The sequence below is a fragment of the Halopiger djelfimassiliensis genome, assembly GCF_000455365.1.
GTDB lineage: Archaea > Halobacteriota > Halobacteria > Halobacteriales > Natrialbaceae > Halopiger_B > Halopiger_B djelfimassiliensis.
Window position 1 is genome coordinate 1,089,725 of record NZ_HG315684.1, and the last position, 21,718, is coordinate 1,111,442.

Annotated in this window: 22 protein-coding genes and 1 pseudogene; 13 read left to right on the forward strand and 10 right to left on the reverse strand. The window is 65.8% G+C overall.

The genetic code is table 11. The annotated features are described in order from the left end of the window. From TX80_RS18910 to TX80_RS19680, 3 genes and pseudogenes are all read left to right on the forward strand, one after another. A partial coding sequence (locus TX80_RS18910; protein ID WP_154658591.1) for an eCIS core domain-containing protein occupies positions 1-862 on the forward strand: 862 nt, incomplete at its 5' end. A 247-nt stretch (positions 863-1,109) separates the two neighbouring features. Next, positions 1,110-1,853: a hypothetical protein gene (locus tag TX80_RS05445; RefSeq protein WP_230198670.1), complete on the forward strand. Its 744-nt coding sequence runs from the start codon at positions 1,110-1,112 to the stop codon at positions 1,851-1,853. Between the two features lie 50 nt (positions 1,854-1,903). Then, a pseudogene (locus TX80_RS19680) lies at positions 1,904-1,987 on the forward strand (eCIS core domain-containing protein); the annotation flags it as partial. A gap of 85 nt (positions 1,988-2,072) precedes the next feature. Here the strand turns inward: TX80_RS19680 and lysS are convergent. From lysS to TX80_RS05460, 3 genes are all read right to left on the reverse strand, one after another. After that, a complete protein-coding gene (lysS, locus tag TX80_RS05450) occupies positions 2,073-3,728 on the reverse strand; it encodes a lysine--tRNA ligase (protein WP_049921985.1) in 1,656 nt (551 codons plus the stop codon). Beyond that, complete coding sequence (gene pyrH / locus TX80_RS05455; protein WP_049921986.1) at positions 3,725-4,450, reverse strand: UMP kinase; 726 nt, start codon at positions 4,448-4,450, stop codon at positions 3,725-3,727. Before pyrH ends, lysS begins: the two co-directional genes overlap by 4 nt. Before the next feature lie 95 nt (positions 4,451-4,545). After that, entirely contained in the window at positions 4,546-5,541 is a 996-nt protein-coding gene (locus TX80_RS05460; protein WP_049922221.1) for a CapA family protein, read from the reverse strand. A gap of 129 nt (positions 5,542-5,670) precedes the next feature. Here TX80_RS05460 and TX80_RS05465 point away from each other — a divergent pair, with 129 nt between their 5' ends. The 3 genes from TX80_RS05465 (at position 5,671) to TX80_RS05475 (ending at position 8,431) form a co-directional block, all read left to right on the forward strand. Further along, the gene (locus TX80_RS05465) at positions 5,671-6,501 is read left to right on the forward strand and encodes a molybdopterin synthase (protein ID WP_049921987.1); all 831 of its coding nucleotides are present in this window, start codon (positions 5,671-5,673) and stop codon (positions 6,499-6,501) included. 286 nt (positions 6,502-6,787) lie between these two features. Then, positions 6,788-7,033, forward strand: a complete 246-nt coding sequence (locus tag TX80_RS05470; protein WP_049921989.1) for a DUF7123 family protein — start codon at positions 6,788-6,790, stop codon at positions 7,031-7,033. 237 nt (positions 7,034-7,270) lie between these two features. Further along, positions 7,271-8,431: a site-2 protease family protein gene (locus TX80_RS05475; protein WP_049921990.1), complete on the forward strand. Its 1,161-nt coding sequence runs from the start codon at positions 7,271-7,273 to the stop codon at positions 8,429-8,431. A gap of 62 nt (positions 8,432-8,493) precedes the next feature. Here TX80_RS05475 and thiL read toward each other — a convergent pair whose 3' ends face one another. Then, positions 8,494-9,372 carry a thiamine-phosphate kinase gene (gene thiL / locus TX80_RS05480; RefSeq protein WP_049921992.1) on the reverse strand — a complete coding sequence of 293 codons (879 nt, stop codon included), beginning with the start codon at positions 9,370-9,372 and terminating at the stop codon, positions 8,494-8,496. 96 nt (positions 9,373-9,468) lie between these two features. Between thiL and TX80_RS05485 the strand changes: the two genes are divergently transcribed. The 6 genes from TX80_RS05485 (at position 9,469) to TX80_RS05510 (ending at position 14,585) form a co-directional block, all read left to right on the forward strand. After that, a complete protein-coding gene (locus TX80_RS05485; protein WP_049921994.1) occupies positions 9,469-9,924 on the forward strand; it encodes a 30S ribosomal protein S19e in 456 nt (151 codons plus the stop codon). A 113-nt stretch (positions 9,925-10,037) separates the two neighbouring features. Further along, positions 10,038-10,385: a DNA-binding protein gene (locus TX80_RS05490; RefSeq protein ID WP_049921995.1), complete on the forward strand. Its 348-nt coding sequence runs from the start codon at positions 10,038-10,040 to the stop codon at positions 10,383-10,385. A gap of 6 nt (positions 10,386-10,391) precedes the next feature. After that, positions 10,392-11,009 (forward strand): DUF7411 family protein, encoded by a 618-nt coding sequence (locus TX80_RS05495; protein WP_049921996.1) that lies wholly within the window; start codon positions 10,392-10,394, stop codon positions 11,007-11,009. A 27-nt stretch (positions 11,010-11,036) separates the two neighbouring features. Continuing rightward, the gene (gene hisS, locus TX80_RS05500) at positions 11,037-12,335 is read left to right on the forward strand and encodes a histidine--tRNA ligase (protein WP_049921998.1); all 1,299 of its coding nucleotides are present in this window, start codon (positions 11,037-11,039) and stop codon (positions 12,333-12,335) included. 226 nt (positions 12,336-12,561) lie between these two features. Next, positions 12,562-14,043 (forward strand): sulfatase-like hydrolase/transferase, encoded by a 1,482-nt coding sequence (locus tag TX80_RS05505; protein ID WP_049921999.1) that lies wholly within the window; start codon positions 12,562-12,564, stop codon positions 14,041-14,043. A gap of 98 nt (positions 14,044-14,141) precedes the next feature. Continuing rightward, entirely contained in the window at positions 14,142-14,585 is a 444-nt protein-coding gene (locus TX80_RS05510) for a hypothetical protein (RefSeq protein ID WP_049922001.1), read from the forward strand. 11 nt (positions 14,586-14,596) lie between these two features. Here TX80_RS05510 and TX80_RS05515 read toward each other — a convergent pair whose 3' ends face one another. The 4 genes from TX80_RS05515 to TX80_RS05530 form a co-directional block, all read right to left on the reverse strand. After that, complete coding sequence (locus TX80_RS05515; protein ID WP_049922002.1) at positions 14,597-15,082, reverse strand: desampylase; 486 nt, start codon at positions 15,080-15,082, stop codon at positions 14,597-14,599. Next, a complete protein-coding gene (locus TX80_RS05520) occupies positions 15,079-16,077 on the reverse strand; it encodes an ABC transporter substrate-binding protein (RefSeq protein ID WP_049922003.1) in 999 nt (332 codons plus the stop codon). Before TX80_RS05520 ends, TX80_RS05515 begins: the two co-directional genes overlap by 4 nt. A 44-nt stretch (positions 16,078-16,121) precedes the next feature. After that, positions 16,122-16,619, reverse strand: coding sequence for a hypothetical protein (locus TX80_RS05525; RefSeq protein ID WP_049922005.1), 498 nt, complete (start codon positions 16,617-16,619; stop codon positions 16,122-16,124). Between the two features lie 156 nt (positions 16,620-16,775). Then, positions 16,776-18,305 (reverse strand): carboxypeptidase M32, encoded by a 1,530-nt coding sequence (locus TX80_RS05530; RefSeq protein WP_049922006.1) that lies wholly within the window; start codon positions 18,303-18,305, stop codon positions 16,776-16,778. Between the two features lie 113 nt (positions 18,306-18,418). Between TX80_RS05530 and TX80_RS05535 the strand changes: the two genes are divergently transcribed. After that, positions 18,419-18,775, forward strand: coding sequence for a hypothetical protein (locus TX80_RS05535; protein ID WP_049922007.1), 357 nt, complete (start codon positions 18,419-18,421; stop codon positions 18,773-18,775). A gap of 13 nt (positions 18,776-18,788) precedes the next feature. On the opposite strand, the gene TX80_RS05540 is transcribed toward TX80_RS05535, so the two are convergent. Next, the gene (locus TX80_RS05540) at positions 18,789-19,868 is read right to left on the reverse strand and encodes a M20 family metallopeptidase (RefSeq protein WP_049922009.1); all 1,080 of its coding nucleotides are present in this window, start codon (positions 19,866-19,868) and stop codon (positions 18,789-18,791) included. 52 nt (positions 19,869-19,920) lie between these two features. Then, positions 19,921-21,564 carry a globin-coupled sensor protein gene (locus TX80_RS05545; RefSeq protein ID WP_049922011.1) on the reverse strand — a complete coding sequence of 548 codons (1,644 nt, stop codon included), beginning with the start codon at positions 21,562-21,564 and terminating at the stop codon, positions 19,921-19,923. Positions 21,565-21,718 lie beyond the last annotated feature (154 nt).

A 21,718-nucleotide genomic window follows, 5' to 3' on the forward strand; every position in this document is an offset into this window, starting at 1 on the left:
TCTCGAGGAACGGATGGACGCGGATTTCTCGAACGTCCGCATCCACACGGGCGCGAAAGCCGCCGAAGCGGCTGAATCGATCGACGCGAAAGCCTTCACCTGCGGCAACGACATCGTCTTCAACGCCGGCGAGTACGATCCCGAGAATGCGGAGGGACAGTTCCTGCTTGCGCACGAACTCGCTCACGTCCGCCAGCAGACCGGTGCGGCGATCAGCATGATGCCCAAATCGGACGCCGACCTCGAGATCGATCCCGATCCGCAGTTAGAACGGGAAGCCGACGAGGCGGCCCAGGATGCACTGTCGGGGGAGGAGCCGCTGGTGAGCAACCGAATGGGGACTGAGGTGCATATTCAGCGGTCGGCGTCCGATGACGGGATCTACAGTCCGAGTCAGCTTCGATCTTTGATCGACCAGGAACTCGAGGAGCGTGTTCCGGAGGTCGTCGACGACCATCTCAACGAGAGAGCCGAGGAGATCGAGGACCTGTTCGAGGACGCTGCAGTCGACGACGACCTCGTCGAATCGCTGGAACTCGAGGACCTCGGCGAAGACCAGTCGTGGGGCGACCGCTTCAAGGAAGGACTCCTCGACGAGCGTCGTGCCGTCGAAGGTGGCGTCGCGGCTACGCTCGCTGCCCTGACGACGATCGGAACTGGTGGGGCGGCAATACCGGCCCTCGTTGCAGCGTCCGGTGCATACGCTGCACCAGCGCTTCGCGGCGGTACTGCCGACGCCGTCGTTGGTGAAGAGACCAGTCTTAGTCCGCAGGAATTCTCCGCAATCGTCGATGCCGTTGAGCAGCGGATTACGGGAGACGAGTACGGAGAAGGGAACTCCCAACGTGATGAATTGGAGTGATTAAATGATGCATGCAGAAGTCACAGGGGAAAATGACGAACGGGTTGGAATGTACGTCTATGATAATACCGACTCTGAACATTGGATTGAAATGGAATTCGATGGTGAGATCAAATATCGTGAATCAGATGATTATCCTAATGACCCGAGTGATCGAACTGTTCTAGAGAACGAACTCGGGAATCAAGCTCGACGGTTTGCTCAGTTTCATGTCTACAGGGAGCGAGGCTACGACACGGTCGAATCGATGCGAAACCCCGACCGGATCGCAACGGCCGCGGCGGCGATCGCTACCCTCTCGAGCGACCGGTTCGAGGCGTTGTTCGGCGACTACTATCGGCAACTCCGGAGCATAAGCGGTGACGTCTCTCCCGTCGTGGAGGTCCCCGACGCACCGGCGAACGCGCGCGTCGAGATGGATATCTACCTCGGCATGAGCGACGCCGAGACGGTCGATCTGGTCGACCAGTTGGCTACCGACGGCGTTCTCGAGACGCTCGAACGCGTCGCTGAGCGGACGACGGCACGCGACGGCGGCTTGATGGGCCGACTCAAGACCGCGTTTGCTCGAGAGGACATCGACGTCAGCGAAACCGCAGCGGTGTTCGGTGATGCCGTACTCGAAGCGGTCGGTCCGGTCGCGGTCCGCTGGACTGCGGGCGGTACCGAGCGAGAGGTCCTTGCCGATGCTGCCGCGACGGTTCCGGATCGGGACCCTGACGTTCGGCCCCAGCTACTCGGTCGGGCCTACGAGTTCGACGACATCGAGGCGTTCCGCCGGTCGCTAATTCGCCACCTGCTGTGTCAGGTCCGGGATTGTTACATCACGATGGGGATCGCACCCCCCGAAGACATCCGCGTACAGGGGCCGGGATTCTACGATGCCATCGGCTGGTACAGCAACCACGATGTCTACCAGAATTATCACGATCCGAACGCGACGATCACTGACTGGCAGGAAGAACATACACCCACTGACCTGCATCTCTGACCGGACGACGGTCGGTAACTATCGCTTTGCAGAAGAGTATAACAGCTACCAAATTCATCGACGCGAAGGCGTTCACCTGCGGCAACGACACCCTCTTCAACGCCGGCGAGTACGATCCCGAGAGCGACGACGACTAGTATCTGCTGGCTTACGAACTCGCACACGTCCAACTAGCAGATCGGGACCGATCGAATCCGAAGCTATCGGTTCGCCGATCCCTCAGCGTTCCCGGCGCAGTCTGGCCACGACGAACTCCCGATCGACTTTCGCGAGGAACGGCCCGAGCTTCGGCCCCTGCTCCTCGTCGAAGAAGAGCCGATAGCCGGCGGCGAAGAAGTCACCGACGTCGACATCATGGCGTTTGGCGGCCTCGTATATCTCGCCCTGAATCTCTTCCGGACCATGCCCGTCCTCGATGAAGTCGGCGAGTTCCTCGAGCGCCGCCTCGGTTGCTTCGTCGAACTCGTGGTCGGGGATCTCCGTGCGCTTGAGTTCGTAGTCGAACTCGTTTCCGGTCCGGCGAGCCCAGTTGCGGGCCTTTTCGACCCGCTCGAGGGCACCTTCGACGGCCCAGTCGGGCGCGTCGTCGGGAACGTGGCCCTCCTTGCGAGCGACGTCCTCGCGCAGGTCGGGATCGTCGAACATCCCGAGCACCGCAGCGAAGGTGTAAGGCAGGCGAATCCGTTCCTCGCGGGGTTCATCGACCAGCAGCGGGTAGACGCGCTCGGCGAACGCCCGCTCGTCCTCGTCACCTTCGATCTCGCCGAAGTAGATCGCCTCGAGCCGGTCGAACTCGTCGACCAGCTGGTCGAGGCGTTCGATGCTGAAGTCCCGGGCCTTCGAGGGGTCCTTGGCGAAAAAGTACCGGAGGACCGCTGGCTCGAGCAGTTCGAGCACGTCCGAAACCAGAATGACGTTGCCCTCCGAGGAGGAGAAGGGTTCGCCGTCGAGGGTAAACCACTCGTAGACCATCGGCACCGGCGGGTCGATCTCGAGGACGTTTCGCGCGACGTCCTGCCCGCTGGGCCAGGAGCCTTCGGCGTGGTCCTTGCCGAACGGTTCGAAGTCGACGCCGAGGGTCTGCCACTGGGCGGGCCACTCGAAGCGCCACGGGAGCTTGCCCTCCCGCAGCGTGGCGGTGCCCTCGTGGCCACAGCCCTCGATGGTGCGGTCGCCGGCGTCCATATCGGTACACTCGTAGTCGACCGTCGGGGTGTCGCCGTCCAGGTCGACGCTCGTGACGGTTTCGGTGATCTTCCCACACGCCTCACAGATCGGGTTGAACGGGACGTACTCCGCGTCGACCTTGTCCTGATACTGCGAGAGTACCTTGCGTGCGCGGTCCTGATGTTCGAGGACGAACCGAGTGACGTCCTCGAGAGCACCGTTCTCGTAGAGGTCGGTGTTCGAGACCAGTTCGATCGGCACGTCGAGGGCGTCGGCGCTGTCCTGAATGATCGTCGCGAAGTGATCGCCGTAGGAGTCACAGCAGCCGAACGGGTCCGGAACGTCGGTGTACGGCGTCCCGAGGTTGCGTCCGAGCGCACCGGCGTCGACCTCGCCGAGATCGACGAGGGTCCCCTCGAGATCACAGAGCGTGCGCGGCAGCTTGCGAAGCGGGTCGCGATCGTCGGCGGTAAACACCTGCCGGACCTCGTAGCCGCGCTCGCGCAGGACCTCGGCGACGTAGTAGCCCCGCATGATCTCGTTGACGTTCCCGAGGTGGGGGACTCCCGACGGCGAGATGCCGCCTTTGACGACGATCGGCTCGTCGGGGTCTCGCGCCTCGACGCGATCCGCGACGGCGTCGGCCCAGAACGCGTGTCGGGCGTCGTCGTCCGTCTGCTGGAGGGTGTACGGACTCTCGTCGCTCATTGCTCGTTTCGGGCCCAGTACGTCGGTTCTTCGCCGACGCCGTCGGGGATGACGTCGGTCCCGTCGTGGTCGCCGAAGCGAACCGCGCGTGCGATTCGATCCGGATCGGTGCCGTCGAGCACGATCGTGCGCATTCCCGAGCGCTGGATGATCTTCGCCGCGAGCAGGTCGACGGGCGCGGACGCGCCGGCGTTCATCTCGAGGCCGGCGATGACGTCGACCAGTTCCGTCGCGCTGAGCGTCTCGTATTTCGTCGCGTCGGCGTCTTCGTTCGGATCGTCGCTGTAGACGCCGGGGACGCTCGTGGCGTAGACGAGCAGGTCGGCGTCGACGTACTCCGCGAGGGCAGCCCCGACGGCGTCGGTGGTCTGGGCTGGCGCGACACCGCCCATGATCGAGAGTCCGCCCCGGCGAAGTGCCTCGCCGGCCCCCTCGTAGTCTTCGGCCGGTGCAGTGACGGAATCCTCGCTCAGCGCGGCGATGAGCAGCCGTGCGTTGAGGCGGGTGACGTCGATGCCCAGCTGGTCGAGTTCGATCTCGTTTGCCCCCAGATCGCGAGCGGCACTGATGTACTCGCGAGCGACGCCGCCGCCCCCGACGACGGTGCCGACGCGACAGCCGTCCGCGACGAGGTCTTCGATGACGGCAGCGTGTTCGGCCACCCGATCCGAGCCGAGTTCGGGCACGAGCACGCTCCCGCCGATAGAGACGACTACCTTCATGCTAACCCGGTGTAACCGGGTTGCTATCTTAAGGGTTGCCAACTACGCGACGGCTGTGACGGCTTCCCGCTCGAGAGAGCAAGCCGGGGACGCCGTTACTCCTCGAGCGAGAGGACGAGCGAGTCGCCGGCGTGGTCGAATTCGGTACCGAGGGGGGCCGACAGCTCCCGCATTCGTTCGCGGGACCACGCGGCTGCGTCGGGGCTCGCCTCGTGGACGGCACAGCCGTCGATCTCGACGGGATACAGCCGGAGTTCCCGAAGCGTCCCGTCGGCCGTCGTCGAAAGGACGAACAGGAAACTCCGATCGTTGCGCAACTCGGCGTCGACCGCGTAGTCGTCGACGAAATCGCCGGCGTCGTAGATGATCGGCCGTCCCTCGTGGACCTCGATCCCCTGGAAGACGTGGGCGCTGTGGCCGTGGAGCAGGTCGACGCCCTCGGAGATCAGCCAGCGGGCGAACTCACGGAATGTGTCCGGCGGCTCCGCGACCATGTTCGGCCCCCAGTGAAGCGAGGCGACCAGCAGGTCAGGATCCGTTTCGCGTGCGCGCTCGAGCGCGTCGCGGACCCGCCGTTTCGTTTCGGCGTTACCGACGTCGATGTCGATCCACGCGGTCCCGGGGGACGTCTCGTCGGCCGCGTACTCCGGGGTATTGTCCGTAAACGAGACGACCGCAAGTTCGAGGTCCTCGATCGACCGGACGGCAGGCTCGAGCGCGTCGTCGAGCGTTTCGCCGGCTCCGGCGTGTGCGATACCAGCTTCGTCGAGGTGTTCGATCGTATCCCGCAGTGCGACCTCCTCGAAGTCCAGCACGTGGTTGTTCGCCAGCGCACAGATATCGACCCCGGCGTCCTCGAGTGCGGGCACCGCCCAGTCGGGGTTCGCACGGAAGTGAAACGGCCGGCGGGTTCGTTGCCACTGCTGGCCCCGCGTCGAGAGGACACACTCGAGGTTGATGGCGAGTCCGTCCAGTTGCCGGAGCCGTTCGCGGACGGTCCCCCACACGGCGTCGACCGAGCGGCGTTGCTGGCGGTCGTCGACGAGCCGCCCGAGCATGACGTCACCCGTAATGCCGATCCGAGGGGTCATAGTCGGCCGTTCGCGGACCGAACGCAAAACCATCCGGGACCGTTTCGGGAGCGTCCCACCGGGCCGTCCCGCGGCGTCACGACACAACGCAGCGACAGCTACAAAGTCCAACCCATCCACGTCCTAGCCATGCACGTACTCGGCATTCTCGAGCGGGAGGCGGGCGACGGGGCCGTAGAGCGAGTCGTCGATCGGTCCGTCGAACGACTCTCCCGGGAGGGACGTGTAGGCGTCGTCAGATACGACGCGACGATCGCGGACGGGATGCACGAACCGGTCGCACTGGGTGGCGACGTCACCTACGATCTCGGGGCCGACGGAGACTGGACCGCCACGGGAACCGGACTGACGGTGCAGGACGCGCTCGACGAACTGGCGACCCACTGTGACTACGCAGTGGTCGTCGGCGTCTCGACGCTGCGCTATCCGACGCTCGTCGTCGGCACGTCGACGGGAGACGGCTCGGAAGAGGCCGTCCTCGAGACCGTCGAAACGCCCGCGGAACTGGACGTGGACGAGCTCGTCGCCGAACTCGAAAAGAGCGAGCCCTACGAGACGCTCGCATCTCTCGTGAGCCGGATCAAACGCTCGCCGATGGCCGATCGCGCCGGTGCCATCGCGACGTTTACCGGCCGTGTCAGAGCGAAAGACGACGCGGACGACGCGCGGACGGAGTACCTCGAGTTCGAGAAGTACGAGGGCGTCGCCGACGAGCGGATGGCCGCCATCGAAACCGAGCTCGAGGAGCGCGAAGGGGTGTTCGCGGTCGAACTCCACCACCGGACGGGGATCGTCGAGGACGGGGAGGACATCGTTTTCGTCGTCGTACTGGCAGGCCATCGAACGGAAGCGTTCCGCACCGTCGAGGACGGGATCAACCGGTTGAAAGACGAAGTCCCGCTGTTCAAAAAAGAGGTGACGGTCGAAGACGAGTTCTGGGTGCACGAACGATCCCAGTAGATCGATTTCCTCCGGCGTTTTTTATGCTATTGTTCTCCCGGAGAATTATCTAATTCTCTCTGTGGAAGTAACGAATTACCGTAATCCAAGATCGATTATCGAACAAGGAACCGATACGTGAGATAATGAATTAGCTGGTGTTTTAAAACGTCTCGAGGTATCTAAGGGTGCAGTAAAACGTATCGTAAATGGGAATAAAACATCGCTTACCCCCCAGATAGCTGAACACAATCGAAATGCCGCGAACCATCCTTCCTTTATAACATATCTCCCCCACAAGGAGGAGATGTCGATGAGCACGACAGCCCAACCCTCCACGGAAAGCAAAGAACGCCGCCTGAAACGCTACCTGCGCGAACGCGCAGAAGACGGAGAGCTGTACTTCAAAGGGAAGTTCATCGCCGACGACGTTGGAATGTCCCCGAAAGAGATCGGCGCGCTGATGGTCAAACTCTCGGACTCCGCGAGCGACCTCGAGATCGAAAAATGGTCGTACACGAGTGCGACGACCTGGCGCGTCGAACCCGCGTGACTGTCCGGACATCGACCCATAGACCGCCCCCTGCCCTGACCCCACAGATCCCACCTGTCCCCTGAGCGCGGTCAGCTCCGATCCGTATTATCCTCCTCACGCACGTGCCGGCGCGTCCCCGACGCCATCCGGCACGACCGCCCTGCCGACGACCCGCTGACCGCCGGCAACGGGTCGAAGACGGTCGACCCTGCCGAGTGCAGTCGATTTATACGAGACGACGACGAACCACGGGTGATGGACGACGTCGATTCGTCCCGGGTAAGTGGTCCCCGTCGGACCGCCGCGGGGACGCTCGAGGACGGTCCGCCGCTCGAACGGATCGAATCGGTGTTTTCGGTCTACGAAACCCAGACCGACGGGGATCGGCTGCTTTACTACGGCGACCCGAAGGTCCCGCCGGAACAACTGCTACGCGAACTGTGGCCCGCGTTCCGGAATGCCGGATACGAGGTCCAGTTTACCACCCAGCACGGCGAGTACGTGCTGGTCGCCGAACCGGCAAGCGTCGGCGTCGACGGGATTCCGTGGCTGAACCTCGTCCTTCTGGGATTGACGGTCGTCTCGACGCTGTTTGCCGGGTCGATGTGGTACCACATCGATCCGATCGCAAACCCGGCGGCGATGTGGCGCGCCTGGCCGTTTACGGTCGCGATCCTCGGTGTCCTCGGCGTTCACGAGATGGGACACTACGTGATGAGCCGGTATCACAACGTCGATGCCTCGCTGCCGTACTTCATTCCGGTCCCGACGCTCATCGGGACGATGGGAGCCGTCATCAAAATGAAGGGTCGAATGCCCGATCGCAAGGCGCTGTTCGATATCGGAATTGCCGGGCCACTGGCCGGCCTCGTCGCGACGATCGTCGTCACCGTCATCGGGCTGCATCTCCCGCCCGTAACCGCGTCACCCGAGGTCGTTCAGGACCCCAACGCGATCCGGATCGAACTCGGCTATCCCCTGTTGCTCGAGTGGCTCGCGGCGGCCGTCGATCAGCCGCTGTACAAGGGTGATCCGGCGACTTCGGTCCACCCCGTCGTCATCGGCGGCTGGGTCGGCATGTTCGTCACGTTCCTCAACCTGATTCCGGTCGGCCAACTCGACGGCGGCCACGTCCTCAGAGCGATCGCGGGCGAGTATCAGGAGACGATCGCGGCGCTCGTGCCGGGCGTTCTCTTTACGCTCGCCGGCTACCTCTACTACGTCCGCGATTACAGCGGCAATTCGGTCGCGATCTGGGCGTTCTGGGGGATATTCACCGTGGTGCTCGCGTCGGTCGGACCGGCACAGCCGATCCGTGACGAATCGCTGGGGCCGGGTCGAATCGCCCTCGGTGTCCTCACGTTCGCGCTCGGACTGCTCTGTTTCATGACCGTGCCGATCGAGATCATCGAGTAACCGGCGGCCACCTCGAGTTTTCGATCGCCGATCGGACGTTCTCCTCCGGTCTCGCGTCCGGGTCAACAGTGGGTATACCCGCGATCCGCGAGCGGCTCGTCGTCCATCGTGATGCCGGCCTCCCGATCGCACACCGTACCGATGACCGAAATCGGAACGGGAGTCGCCGATCGGACCGCAGCGAGGGCGTCCTCGGGAACCGCCGCGACGAGTTCGAAGTCCTCGCCGAACGTCGTCGCCCGCTCGAGGGCCGCGTCGGCGTCGGCGGTGACGTCGTACACCGCGTCGTCGATCGGGAGCCGATCGGACTCGACGGCAAACCCACAGTCGCTCGCCTCCCCGAGCTGGTGGAGCGACCGCGCGAGGCCGTCGCTCGAGTCCATCATGGCCGTCGCGTGGGGTGCAAGCGCCAGTCCGGCCTCGATCCGCGGCTCGAACCGAAACAGGTCGTTCCCGCGTTCGGTTTCGCCGCGGTCGAAGTACTCGAGCGCGGCGGCACTGCGTCCGAGGGTGCCGGTTACGCAGACGAGATCATCCGGCCGGGCACCGCTGCGGCGGACGGGAGCGTCCGTCCGGCCGATCGCGGTCGTCGCCACGGTGAACTCGTCGTGGCCGTCGAGATCCCCGCCGACGTACCGTGTCCCGACGCGCTCGCAGACGTCGCCCGCGCCGCGAACGAATTCGAGCAACGCCTCGCGGTCGAACTCGGGGGCGGCGTAGGCGGCGACCGCGGCCGTCGGCTCGGCACCCATCGCCGCGACGTCCGACAGCGACGCCCCGACGGCCCGCCAACCGGCCGTGTAACGGCTCGTCCCGTCGGGAAAGTCCGTCCGCTCGTGGAGCATGTCGGTCGTCACCACGAGTCCGTCGACGACTGCCGCGTCGTCGCCGACCGCCTCGAGTTCGCTTTCCAGCAGCGCCAGCGCGGCGCGTTCGTCCATACGCCCCGTTTCGAATCGAACAGGAAAAACGATCCGGACCGCGGGACGATTCTGCTATCGAGTAGTTTAAATGCCGCGGAGCGGAACCAGACGCCAATGGCTACGATGTACGACGTCCCGGCGGACGACCTCATCGAGGCGCTCGCCGACGATCTCGAGGAACGGCTCGACGAACCCGACTGGAGTCAGTTCGTAAAGACTGGCGTCGATCGCGAACTGCCGCCCGAACAGGAGGACTTCTGGGCGGTTCGTGCCGCCAGTCTCCTGCGCAAGGTCGCCGACCGCGGCCCGGTCGGCGTCGAACGGCTCGCGACCGAGTACGGCGGCGCAAAGAGCGGCTCGACCCGCTACCGCGTCGCGCCCGACCGCCGCGCCGACGGCTCGCGCAACCTGATCCGAACGATCCTCCAGCAACTCGAAGCGGAAGGGCTCGTCGAGACCGCCGAAGGCGAGGGCCGTCGCGTCACCGCCGACGGACAGAGCCTGCTCGACGACACCGCCGGTGACGTCCTCGCGGACCTCGACCGTCCGGAACTCGAGCGCTACGCGTAGACGGCCGGTCACGGGAGCGGTTTTCCGCTATCCAAGCCCCGCCAGAGCCGTCAGTAGCGTCGGTCTCGTCCGAAATCATTTTCCGCCGTGCGGAACAACACTTCCCCATAGCTATGAGTGGTTCCCCCGACGAGGAGAAACTCGAGGAGTTGCGACAGAAGAAAATGGAACAGCTACAGGATCGGGCAGAGTCCCAGGACGAGGGTGCACAGGAGGCGGCCCAGCAACAGGCCGAAGCCCAGAAGAACGCACTCCTGCGCCAGCACCTGACCGACGACGCCCGCAAGCGGCTCAACACCGTCAAGATGAGCAAGCCCCAGTTCGGCGAACAGGTCGAACGACAGGTGATCTCACTCGCCCGCAGCGGGCGAATTCAGGGGAAGATCGACGACCAGAAGATGAAACAGCTCCTCAAGGAGCTCAAGCCCGACTCCAAGAGCTTCGACATCAAGCGTCGCTGAGAGCGAATGGAGTTAGGACTGCTCTACAGTGGCGGCAAAGACTCGACGCTGGCCGCGCTTCTCCTCGATGACTTCTACGACGTCACGCTGATGACGGCCCACTTCGGGATCAGCGACGACTGGCGACACGCCCGCGAGACCGCCGACGCCATCGGGTTCGACTTCCGGCGGCTCGAACTCGACCCGGACGTCGCCCGCGAGGCCGTGGCGTTGATCCGCGAGGACGGGTTCCCGCGAAACGGGATTCAGCACGTCCACGAGCACGCGCTCGAGCGACTCGCGGCCGAGGAGTTCGACGCGATCGCCGACGGCACCAGACGGGACGACCGGGTGCCGACGGTGTCGCGGGCGCAGGCCCAGAGTCTCGAGGATCGCCACGGCGTCGATTACATCGCGCCCCTTTCCGGGTTCGGTCGGGGAGCGGTCGATCGGCTCGTCGAGACGACCCTCGACGTGACCGTGGGACCGAGCGAGGAGATCAGGCGGGCCGATTACGAGGCGGAACTGCGGGCGCTCATCGAATCGGAGGACGGTGCCGGCGCGGTCGCGGAACTCTTCCCGGATCACGAACAGACCTACGTGACCGGCGTTCGGGAGCGCGCCGATCCCCAAACGAAAGGTTAGAAGTTCGCCGTTCCCGAAGGGACGGTCATGTACGACCGGATCAAGGGCTTTCGTGACTTCTATCCCGGCGAGATGGCCGCCAGACGGGCGACCATCGACACCGTAGAGGAGACCGCTCGCCGGTACGGGTTCCGCGAAATCGGAACGCCCGCCCTCGAGCGCGCAGAGATGTGGACGGACAAAAGCGGCGACGACATCGTCGAGGAACTGTACGCGTTCGAAGATCAGGGTGGCCGTCACGTGACGCTGACGCCGGAGCTGACGCCGACGGTCGCCCGGATGGTCGTCGCCAAACAACAGGAGCTATCCAAACCGATCAAGTGGTTCTCGACGCGACCGTTCTGGCGCTACGAACAGGTCCAGCAGGGCCGCCAGCGGGAGTTCTACCAGACCAACGTCGACATCTTCGGCTCGTCGGAACCCGAAGCCGACGCCGAGATCCTCGCGTGGGCCGCCGACGCCCTGACGAACCTCGGACTCACCGGCGACCACTTCGAGTTCCGGATCTCCCACCGAGACATCCTCGGCGGCGTCCTCGAGACCTACGACGCCGAGATCGATATCGACGACGCGATCCGCGCGGTCGACAAGTCCGACAAACTCTCGACGGCCGAGTATCACGACCTGCTCGTCGAGGCCGGCCTCGACTACGATCAGGCCGCCGCGTTCGACGATCTCATCGCCGACGGCGACCTCGAGGCGGTCAAGGCCTTCGCCGACACCGAGCGCGTGACCGACGCCGTCGACAACCTCCAGCACGTGCTCGATGCCGCCGCCGACTTCGGCGCACGCGAGTACTGTACGATCTCGCTCGAGACGGCCCGCGGGCTCGATTACTACACGGGCGTCGTCTTCGAGTGTTTCGACTCCGCCGGCGAGGTTTCCCGGTCGATCTTCGGCGGCGGCCGCTACGACGACCTGATCGAGAGCTTCGGCGGTCAGCCGACGCCCGCGGTCGGCGTCGCGCCCGGCCACGCGACGCTTGCGCTGCTGTGTCAGCGGGCCGGCGTCTGGCCCGACGAAGAGATCCGGACCGACTACTACGTCCTGCAGATCGGCGACACCCGCACGGAGGCCGCTCGCGTCGCCCGCGATCTCCGCGGGCGCGGACACGTCGTCGAGACCGACGTCGCCGGCCGCTCGTTCGGGTCCCAACTCAACTACGCCGACTCGATCAACGCCGAAACCGTCGTCATCGTCGGCGAACAGGACCTCGAGAACGACGAGGTGACGATCAAGGATATGGAGTCGGGCGACCAGACGCAGGCCCCGATCGACGAGTTCCCGGGCGACCGCGAGCGGCCCACCTACGAGGATTTCGCCTGACTAGCGGGCTCGCGGCGCTCGATCGGTGAGTGACCCGTTTCGACGTAGTGATCGATCATCGCTCGACCGAGTTCGACCGTCGATTCCCCGTCCGCTCGACACTGCCAGTCACACTCGTCGCAGGACGCCATCGGCATGCACGAGCCCTCGAACCGGTCCCCATTGAACCCCAGGGTTTACCGATCGGGTTATTATTATTAACTACGGCGGCGGTGTACGACGCCCGATGGCCGACGCCGATCCCCGTCCGAACGTCCTGATAGTGTTGACCGACCAGGAGCGCTACGACTGCAGCGCGCCCGACGGGCCGCCGGTCGAGACGGCGGCGATGGACCGGCTCTCGAGCGAGGGAGCCCGCTTCAGGCAGGCGTTCACGCCGATCAGTATCTGTACGAGCGCCCGCGCGTCGCTGTTGACCGGCCGGTTCCCCCACGGACACGGCATGCTCAACAACAGCCACGAGGCCGACGCGATCCGGCCGAACCTGCCGGCCGAGCTGCCGACGTTTTCGGAGGCGCTTGCCGAGTCGGGATACGCGCTGAGCTACACCGGCAAGTGGCACGTCGGCCGCGACCAGACCCCCGAGGACTTCGGCTTCTCGTATCTCGGCGGCAGCGACACCCACCACGACGACATCGACGACGCGTTCCGCGACTATCGCGAAAACCGGGGGCGACCGCTCGATGGGGTCGAACTCGAGGAGACGATCTCCACCGGCGACGACCCCGAGAGCGACGAGGGGACGCTCGTCGCCGCGAAAACGCCGGTCGACGTCGAGGAGACGCGGGCGTACTTCCTCGCCGAACGGACCATCGAGGCGATCGAGCGACACGCCGACGACGGAACCGAACCGTTCTTCCACCGGGCGGATTTTTACGGTCCGCATCACCCCTACGTCGTTCCGGAACCGTACGCCTCGATGTACGACCCGGCGGCGATCGACCCGCCCGAGAGCTACGCCGAGACATTCGCGGGGAAACCGCAGGTTCACGAGAACTACCTCGCCTATCGTGGCGTCGCGAGCTTCGACTGGGACCGCTGGGCGGCGGCGACCGCGAAGTACTGGGGCTTTCTGACGCTGATCGACGACCAACTCGAGCGGATCCTCGACGCGCTCGATACCCACGGCCTGACCGAAACGACCGCCGTCGTCCACGCCTCGGATCACGGCGATTTCGTCGGGAACCACCGCCAGTTCAACAAGGGACCGCTGATGTACGACGACACCTATCGGATCCCGCTGCAGGTACGCTGGCCCGGCGTCGTCGAACCCGGCTCGGCCCGCGACGAACCCGTCCATCTCCACGATCTCGCCGCGACCGTCCTCGAGATGGGCGACGTCGACGTGCCGGCGTCGTTCGACGCCCGAAGCTTCCTGCCGTTGCTCGAGGCCGGCGACGGGGACGCCGACGGAGTCGACTGGCCCGACTCCGTGTTCGCCCAGTATCACGGCGACGAGTTCGGGCTCTACAGCCAGCGGATGGTCCGGACGACGCGGTACAAGTACGTCTACAACGGCCCGGACGTCGACGAACTGTACGATCTCGAGGCCGATCCTGCCGAGTTGCAGAACCTAATCGACCATCCCGGTTACGCGGACGTCCGGCGGGACATGCGGGATCGACTGATCGAGTGGATGGACGAAACGGGCGATCCGAACCGCGGCTGGGTTCCGAAACTGCTGATCGAGGCGTCGGCGACCGAGTAAGCCACGCCAGAAGCGTACGTTTACGGTTCCAAAGCGGGTACCGTCGCGCACATGACCGAGACCGCAACCGTCGACGCGATCGAACGGGGGGAACGCCGATGACCGGGACGCAACCGGACGAGGACCCCGACCCGGCCGAACTCCGCGAGGAGGCGGCCGAGTACGAGGAGATCGCCGACGCGCTCGAGGATCTGGTGACCGAGCTGCGCGACGAACCGGTCAAGGAGTCCCGGCTCGAGGGGTTGTTCGACGAGGCGACTACGAGCGATCCGCGCATCTGGAACATCGTGACGGCCTTTATCGACGTCGAGGACGGCGAGGCGATCGTCACGGACGAGTCGAAACTGGCCCAGGGAAAGTGGGCCCCCGAAATCGTCGAGGGCTGTGACGCGATGGTGACGATCGACGTCCAGCGCGGGCTGATGCCGGACGATTTCAAGTACCTCGTCGGGAAGAAGCTTCAGGAGGAACTCGAGGCGTTCCGCGAGCGGGCGGCGACGGCGCGCCAGCGGGCCGACGAGCTGGAGGCGAGCGACGGCTGACGGCGGCCCGGTCACTCGAGGACGATCCGTTCGCGTTCGAATCGTCCGTGCTCGCGCTCTCGTCCCCCGCGCTCGTCCGCGATCCGCCAGCGCCACGACCGCACAGCGAACGGCTCGAGCGAGACGATCAGGAACGACCGATCGGGCCAGGTCGCCTGCGCGATGTCCGTCTCGCTCGGCCGCGGCGGGCCGCGAGGGTGGGAGTGGTAGAAACCGACGATCTCCTCGCCGCGATCCTCGAGTCGCTCGAAGCGTTCGAGTTGCACCTCGGGATCGATCCGGTAGCGCGTTCGCGGGGTCTCGGCGGCGTTTTCCGCGGGATACTGTGACCGAACGCGGCTTCGATGGAAACCGAAGGTGCCGCCCAGAACCCCGCAGATTTCGGCGGGACGGCCGTCCCGAGCGCGCTCGAGGATGGCCGTCCGAATTCCAGTGGGGACCACGAGTTCGGGCCGGTCCCCGTGGCACGCTCCGGGGTCGTCGGCGTCCGGCGTCACTGTTTCGACCGAGCGTCGGTCCCGAACCGATCGACGAGGGCGTCGAACGGAACGGCCATCGGATCGCCGCGGCGTTCGGCTCCGCCATCGCCTGCCGGCAGCGGCGTCGGTGCGAACGAGCGATCGAACGCCTCGGGTCGAACGACCGGCGCGAGCGTCTCGAGCGTCTCGACGAGTCGCGGGCCGGGCCGGTTGAGGTAGTGATGGCCGTCCATCGCCCAGACCCGTCCCTCTCGGACGGCCGTCAGGTCCGCCCAGCCCTCCCGTTCCGTGAGATCGTCCCGGTTGGCGGCGGTCTGCTCGAGGCCGAACCCACAGGGGGCGACGATTACGACTTCGGGGTCGTAGGCGCGGATCTCGTTCCATTCCCGCGGTCGCGAACGCTCCCCGACGTCCGCAAGCCCGTACTCGCCGCCGGCCCACGCGACGAGTTCTGCCGTCCAGTGGCCCGCGATCATGACCGGGTCGGTCCAGTCGAAGATCGCGACCCGCGGCCGCTCGTCGTCGAGATCGGCTGTTCGATCCCGAACGCGGTCGATCCGCGCCTCGAGCACGGCCCGCAGGTCGCGGGCACGCTCCTCGCGGCCGATCGCTCGGCCGATCCGTTCGACGTCCTCGAGCACGTCCGCAACGCTGTGTGGATCGGTCGTCAGCACGTCGGGATCGGCGTCGATCGCGTCGACGGCGTCCGCCACGATCACCTCGTCGACCGCACAGACGTCACACATTCCCTGGGTGACGATCAGGTCCGGGTCGAGGGCGTCGAGGGTCTCGACGGCGACGTCGTAGACGCCCTCGTCGCCGTCCCCGGCGGCCTCGAGCACCTGCTCGTCGATCGCTCCGCTCGAGGCATCGGCATCGATCCGCGAGCGCGTGATCGAGGGCAGCGACTCGACGGTCGGCGGGTAGTCACACTCGTGGGAGACACCGACCGGTTCGCGGCCGAGCGCGGCGACGATTTCGGTCGCCGAGGGGAGCGTCGTGACGATACGCATACCCGGCCTAGGCGTCGGGCGGACAAAAACGGTCGCTCGTCGGCTCAGTACTCGCCGCCGGTGTCGAACCCGTCGGGGTTGGCATCGTCGACCTCGGGATCGGCGTCGTCGATGTCGAACTCGTCGGTCTCGAGTTCGTCCCCGCCGACGCTGACGCTGCCGTCCTGAATCTCGATGACGATTCCCTCGTCTTCGGGCGATCGGCCAAGCATCCGGCTGGTCGCCGACTCGACCTCCCGGTTTACTTCCCAGGCGAACCGGAGGACGGCCTCGAGTTCGGTGCCGGCATCCCGGACGCCCCGCTCGGGCGAGACCGACCCGAGACTTCGTGCCCCTTCCGGGTGGAGGTACTGGATCGGATGATCGGTCGGGACCTCCCTGAGGTCGACGTCGAACGACCAGAGGTAGGGCAGGGCCTGGAGCGCGTAGCCCTTCGGTTTCGGTGCTTTGCGGCCCGCCGCGGAGAAGACGGTCGCGATCGCCGTCGTCCCCGCGTCAGTATCGTAGTAGACGCCCGGAACCCCGGGAATTGAGACGCGCATACTCCACTCGAGGCAACCACTACGGGTGAGTCTAGCCCCGGCAGTTCCAGCCCCGTTTTGTCCCCTCGCGTTCCGATCAGCGTCGTGCTCGTCGCTCCGGGGGTCGATGATAGTGCTGCCCGGAACGGAGCACCCGAGACGTCGAGCGATCGACCGTCAGTAGTCGTCGAGATCGTACAGGTCGCCGTACTTCGACTCGACGTACTCGAGGAAGTGGTCGGCGGTCAGGGACTCGCCGGTCGCGCGCTCGATCAGCTCCGGGGTCGTGAACCGCTTCCCGTGTCGGTGGACGTTCTCGCGGAGCCAGCCGTTGAGGTCGTCGAACTCGCCTTCACGGATGTCGTCGTCGAGATCGCCTAACTCGTCTTCGGCGGCCGCGTACAGTTGTGCGGCAAGCACCGACCCGAGCGAGTAGGTCGGGAAGTAGCCGAACGAGCCGTGCGACCAGTGAATGTCCTGCAGGCACCCTTCAGCGTCGGTTTCGGGCCGGACGCCGAGGTACTCCTCGTACTTGTCGTTCCAGACCTGAGGGACCTCCGAGACCTCGAGGTCGCCCGAGATGAGATCGCGTTCGATCTCGAAGCGGATCACGATGTGGAGGTGGTAGGTGAGTTCGTCCGCCTCGACGCGGATGAGGTTGTCGTCGTAGACCTGATTGGCGGCCTCGTAGGCCTCCGCGGGCGAGACGTCGTCGAGTTCGGGGAACCGTTCGCGGGCGATCGGGAGGAAGTGCTCCCAGAACGGGCGCGAGCGGCCGACGTGGTTCTCCCAGAGGCGGGACTGGGACTCGTGGACCGAGAGGTCCCGGGCCTCGCCGAGCGGCGTGCCGTAGCCCTCGTCGGGCAGGCCGAGCGTGTAGTTAGCGTGGCCGAACTCGTGGATCGTCGACGTGATCGATCCGAGCAGGTCGTCCTCCTCGAACCGGGTCGTCACGCGGGCGTCGAACTGCGTCCCCGAGGAGAACGGGTGGGGTGCGGTGTCGAGTCGGCCGCGGTCCCAGTCGTAACCGAGCGAATCGAGGACGTCGCGGGCCAGCGCCTCCTGATCGTCGTCCTCGAACTCGCCCGCGAAGGCGTCGGTCGCGAGATCCGCCTCGCTGTCCTCGATCGCGTCGATCAGCGACACGAGTTCGTCGCGCAATCGCTCGAGCACCCGTTCCGCGGTCTCGAGATCGAGGTACGGTTCGTACTCGGCAAAGAGCACGGCGTAGGGATCGGCGTCGGGGTCGATGTGGGCGGCGTACTCGCGTTTGAGGTCGACCAGTTTCTCGAGGGTCGGGGCGAACGCCTCGAAATCGTCGTTTTCCTTGGCCCGTTTCCACGTCGGGTGGGCGTTCGCGGTCGTCTCTGAGATCTCCTCGACCAGTTCCTGCGGAACGCTCGTCTCGCGATCGTACCGGCGTCGCACTTCCCGGACGACCGCGGCCCGTTCGTCGTCGAGATCGGCCGACTCGAGTTGCTCGAGCAACTCGCCGGTTTCGTCGGCGGTCAGGAGTTCGTGGCCGATCGAGGACAGCGTCGAAAGCTGTTGTGCCCGGGCGGGCGTCCCCTCGTCGGGCATCACGACCTCCTGATCCCAGCGAAGGATGCCGGCGGCGTTCGAAACGTTCGAAATGCGCTCGATTCGGGTTTCTAGCTGCTCGTAGGTGTCCGTCTCGCCCGTGTTCTGAGCCTGATCGGTCGCCATGGATCGACAGTACCAGTGGTTGGCGTATCAACATCGGGGTTCCGGAAGGATCGTCGCTCGGTACCGAACGTGCAAGCAGCGGCTTATTGCGCCGGGCTGGCGAGTGTCGTCGTATGGTCCTCGCTTCGGCCGTCGTGTTCGTGGTGAGCCTGCTCATCGGCGCACTCGGGATCTACGTCGGCGCGCGGGTGATCGTCGGCGCGGGCGATTACGATCACGCAATCGTCACCGCGTTGATCGGGGCGATCGTCTGGGCGGCCGTCGGCTTTTTCGTCGGCTGGGTTCCGCTTTTGGGACCGGTGCTTGCCCTGCTCGCGTACGTCGCGGTGATCAACCTCCGGTATCCCGGCGACTGGACCGCGGCCGCGATGATCGGCCTCACCGCGTGGGTGACCGTGCTGATCGTGCTCTATGCCCTCGCCGCGCTCGGACTCACGGGCTTCGAAGCGGTCGGTGTCCCCGGGACCTGATCGGCGGCGGGACTCACTGCGGCCACGACTCGGCGACCCGGCGGTAGGTCTCGCGACACCGCTCGAGTACGGTGATCGAGACGCTCTCGTCGTCGGTGTGGGCCTCGCCGGGTTCGGCCGGGCCACAGACGACACACGCCGTGCCCGCCGCGGCGAGCCAGCCGGCGTCGGTCGCGTGGGGTTTCGTTACGCGTTCCGGATCGGCCGACTGGGCTGCCGTGGCCGACTCGAGGACCGCCGTGGCGAACGCGTCATCGCCACAGCGCATCGGCGGCAGGTCCTGATCGACGGTCCACTCGAGACCCTCGAGTTCCGCGACGGCCTCGAGCGCGGCTCGGTCGCCGGGGACGGTCCGTTCGTCGACGGTGAGGTCACAGCGGTCGGGGACGACGTTCCAGCCGGTGCCGCCGTCGATCTCGGTGACGACGACGCTGCCGGTAACCGTCTCGCCGGCGATCTCGACCGATGGCGGCTCGAGAGCCCGGAGCCGATCGACGGCGTCGGTCGCGCGATAGATGGCGTTCTCGCCGGCCTCGTGTTCGCTCGCGTGGGCGGACTCGCCGACGGCGGTGATCGTACTCCCGCGACGGCCTTTGTGGGCGACGGCGACGTCGGTAACGCCCGGCCCGGAGTAGCCCGTCGACCCCTCGCCGACGATCGCGTAGTCGGGATCGCACCCGTTTTCGATGGCGTGGCGGGCCCCGACGCCGCCGACTTCCTCGCCGGCGAAACTCGCGAAGGCGAGTTCGCCCGCCGGGTCCGCATCGCGAAACGCGAGCATGGCGGCCGCGACCGCCCCTTTCATGTCCGCCGCGCCGCGGCCGTAGAGGCGGTCGCCCCGTTTCTCGACGACGAACTCGTCGCCGTCGGCGGTGATCTGGGAGTCCGCGGGCGCGACGACGTCGTGGTGGCCGACCAGCGCGAGCGTCTCGTCGCCGCTTCCCTTCCGTGCGATCACGTTTCCGGCGTCGTCCCGCCGGACGTCGGCGTCGGTTTCGCTGCGCAGCCACGATTCGATCCGATCGCCGGCCGCCGTCTCGTCCTCGTGGCTCGGGATCGCGACGAGATCGCGCGTCAGCTCGACGAGCGTCATGCAAGCGGCTTGGACGGCAAGCGAGTTGAGTGCACCGACGCCGGCCGTTCCGTCACCGTATCCGTTCGTACACGGGCTGTGTCTCGGGTTCGGGTGTGGCCGTCAACTGGCCGACGGTCTCGCCGACCGACCGCAGACTCGCGGTCTGTTCCTGACTGGCCGCGGCGACGGACTCCGCGGCGTCGGCGACGCGATCGGCCGTCGCCGAGAGATCCTCGACCCCGTCCGCGATCGACTCGATGCTGTGGGCCTGCTGGTCGGTCGCCGTCGCAACGTCGTCCATCCCGGTCGCGGTCGACTGGGCGGCCTCGTGGATCGCCTCGAGCGAAGCGACCGTGTCACGGACCCTGTCGGCCCCGGTATCGATCCGCTCGACCGTCTCGTCGGTCGTCTCGACCGTCGCGGCGGCCTCCTCGTCGATCGCTTCGACGGCTTCCCTGATCGCCTGGAGGTCCGTCCGCGTCTGCTCGGCGAAGGAACCGACCTCGTCGGCAAGCACCGCGAGCGCGTCATCGCTGTCGCTGCGATTCGAGGAGCGCGAGGCCTCTATCTCCGCGTTTTTGGCGAGAATCGTCGTTCGCGTGGCGAGGTCGTCGAGTCGCTCGAGCACGCCGTCGATCTCGTCGGTACGGTCCGCAAGCGACGAGACGGCCGTTGCCGTGTCGTCGACGGCCGTCTCGATCGCCTCGAGTTCGTCGAGCGCCTCGTCGGCGGTCGTGACCCCTTCGGCGGCGAGTCGTTCGGTTCGTTCGCTCTCCTCGCGGACCTCGTCGGCGACGCTGGCGACCTCCTCGGTGGTGGCGCTGACGTCCGCGACGTCGGACGCGACACGGTCGATCGACGACGCCTGCGCGGCCGTGTGCTCGCTGATCGCCTGTGCTCGCGTTGCGATATCGTTGCTCGCCTCGTGGAGTTCCCTGATCGGTCCCTTGAGGTCGCGTTCCACCTGTGCGGCGAGGCGATCGCGGCGATCGATCGCGTCCTCGAGTCGCTGTGCGTAGGAGTCGACGTAGGTATCGACCGCGACCTGCATGTCGAGGTTGATGATCCGCAACAGCGAGAGGACGTCCATCATCCCGTCGTCGATGGCTTCCCGGACCGTTTCCTCGAGCGACTCTTCGAGCCCGTCCGCCTCCTGTGAGCCGCCGAGTCCAAGCGCCGAGACGACCCGATCGAACCCGTCGTCGCGATCTGCCTCGCGGTCCTCGATCCACTCCGCGATGGCGTCGACGACCTGTTGCTGGACGCGCTCGCTCAACCGCGAGAGGATGAGATCGTAGTAGACGCCGTACTGGCCGACGTACTGTTTCAGCGGCATATCGAGCAGTTCGTGGAGCTTCCCGATCCGCGCCCGGTTCTCGAAGTAAGACCGATCGTAGGTGCCGGTCGCAAGCGAGACGAGATACGCCTGCTGGGTGCGCTTGAGCGCGTCGATTCCTTTCGGCGATCGGTTGACGATCGTCGCGGTGCGATCGTACTGCAACACGTTCTCGTAGAAGTCGTCGGCGATCTCGGTTCGGTTGTCCCGCAACATCGGCTCGAGGTCGGCCAACCGCCGTTCGTCGGCCTCGTCGAAGCCGACGAACTCCTTTCGCCAGGCGATCTCGCTCTCGTCGAGACCGATGCGGTCGACGAGATCGTCGACGTCGAGAAACTCGTTGAGCTGTCCGCGACCGAACGTCTGCTCCGGTTGCATGCACGAAACGTGTTCGGCAGTGCTGTTAAGTTACGAGGGTTTTCTCCTCGAATAAGATCGGAGAGCAATCCCACCGAGAGGCGGATCGACGGCGATAACCGCGGGCACAGGCAGCGGTGAACACCCTTATAGGCGTACGTGAACCAGTGCAACT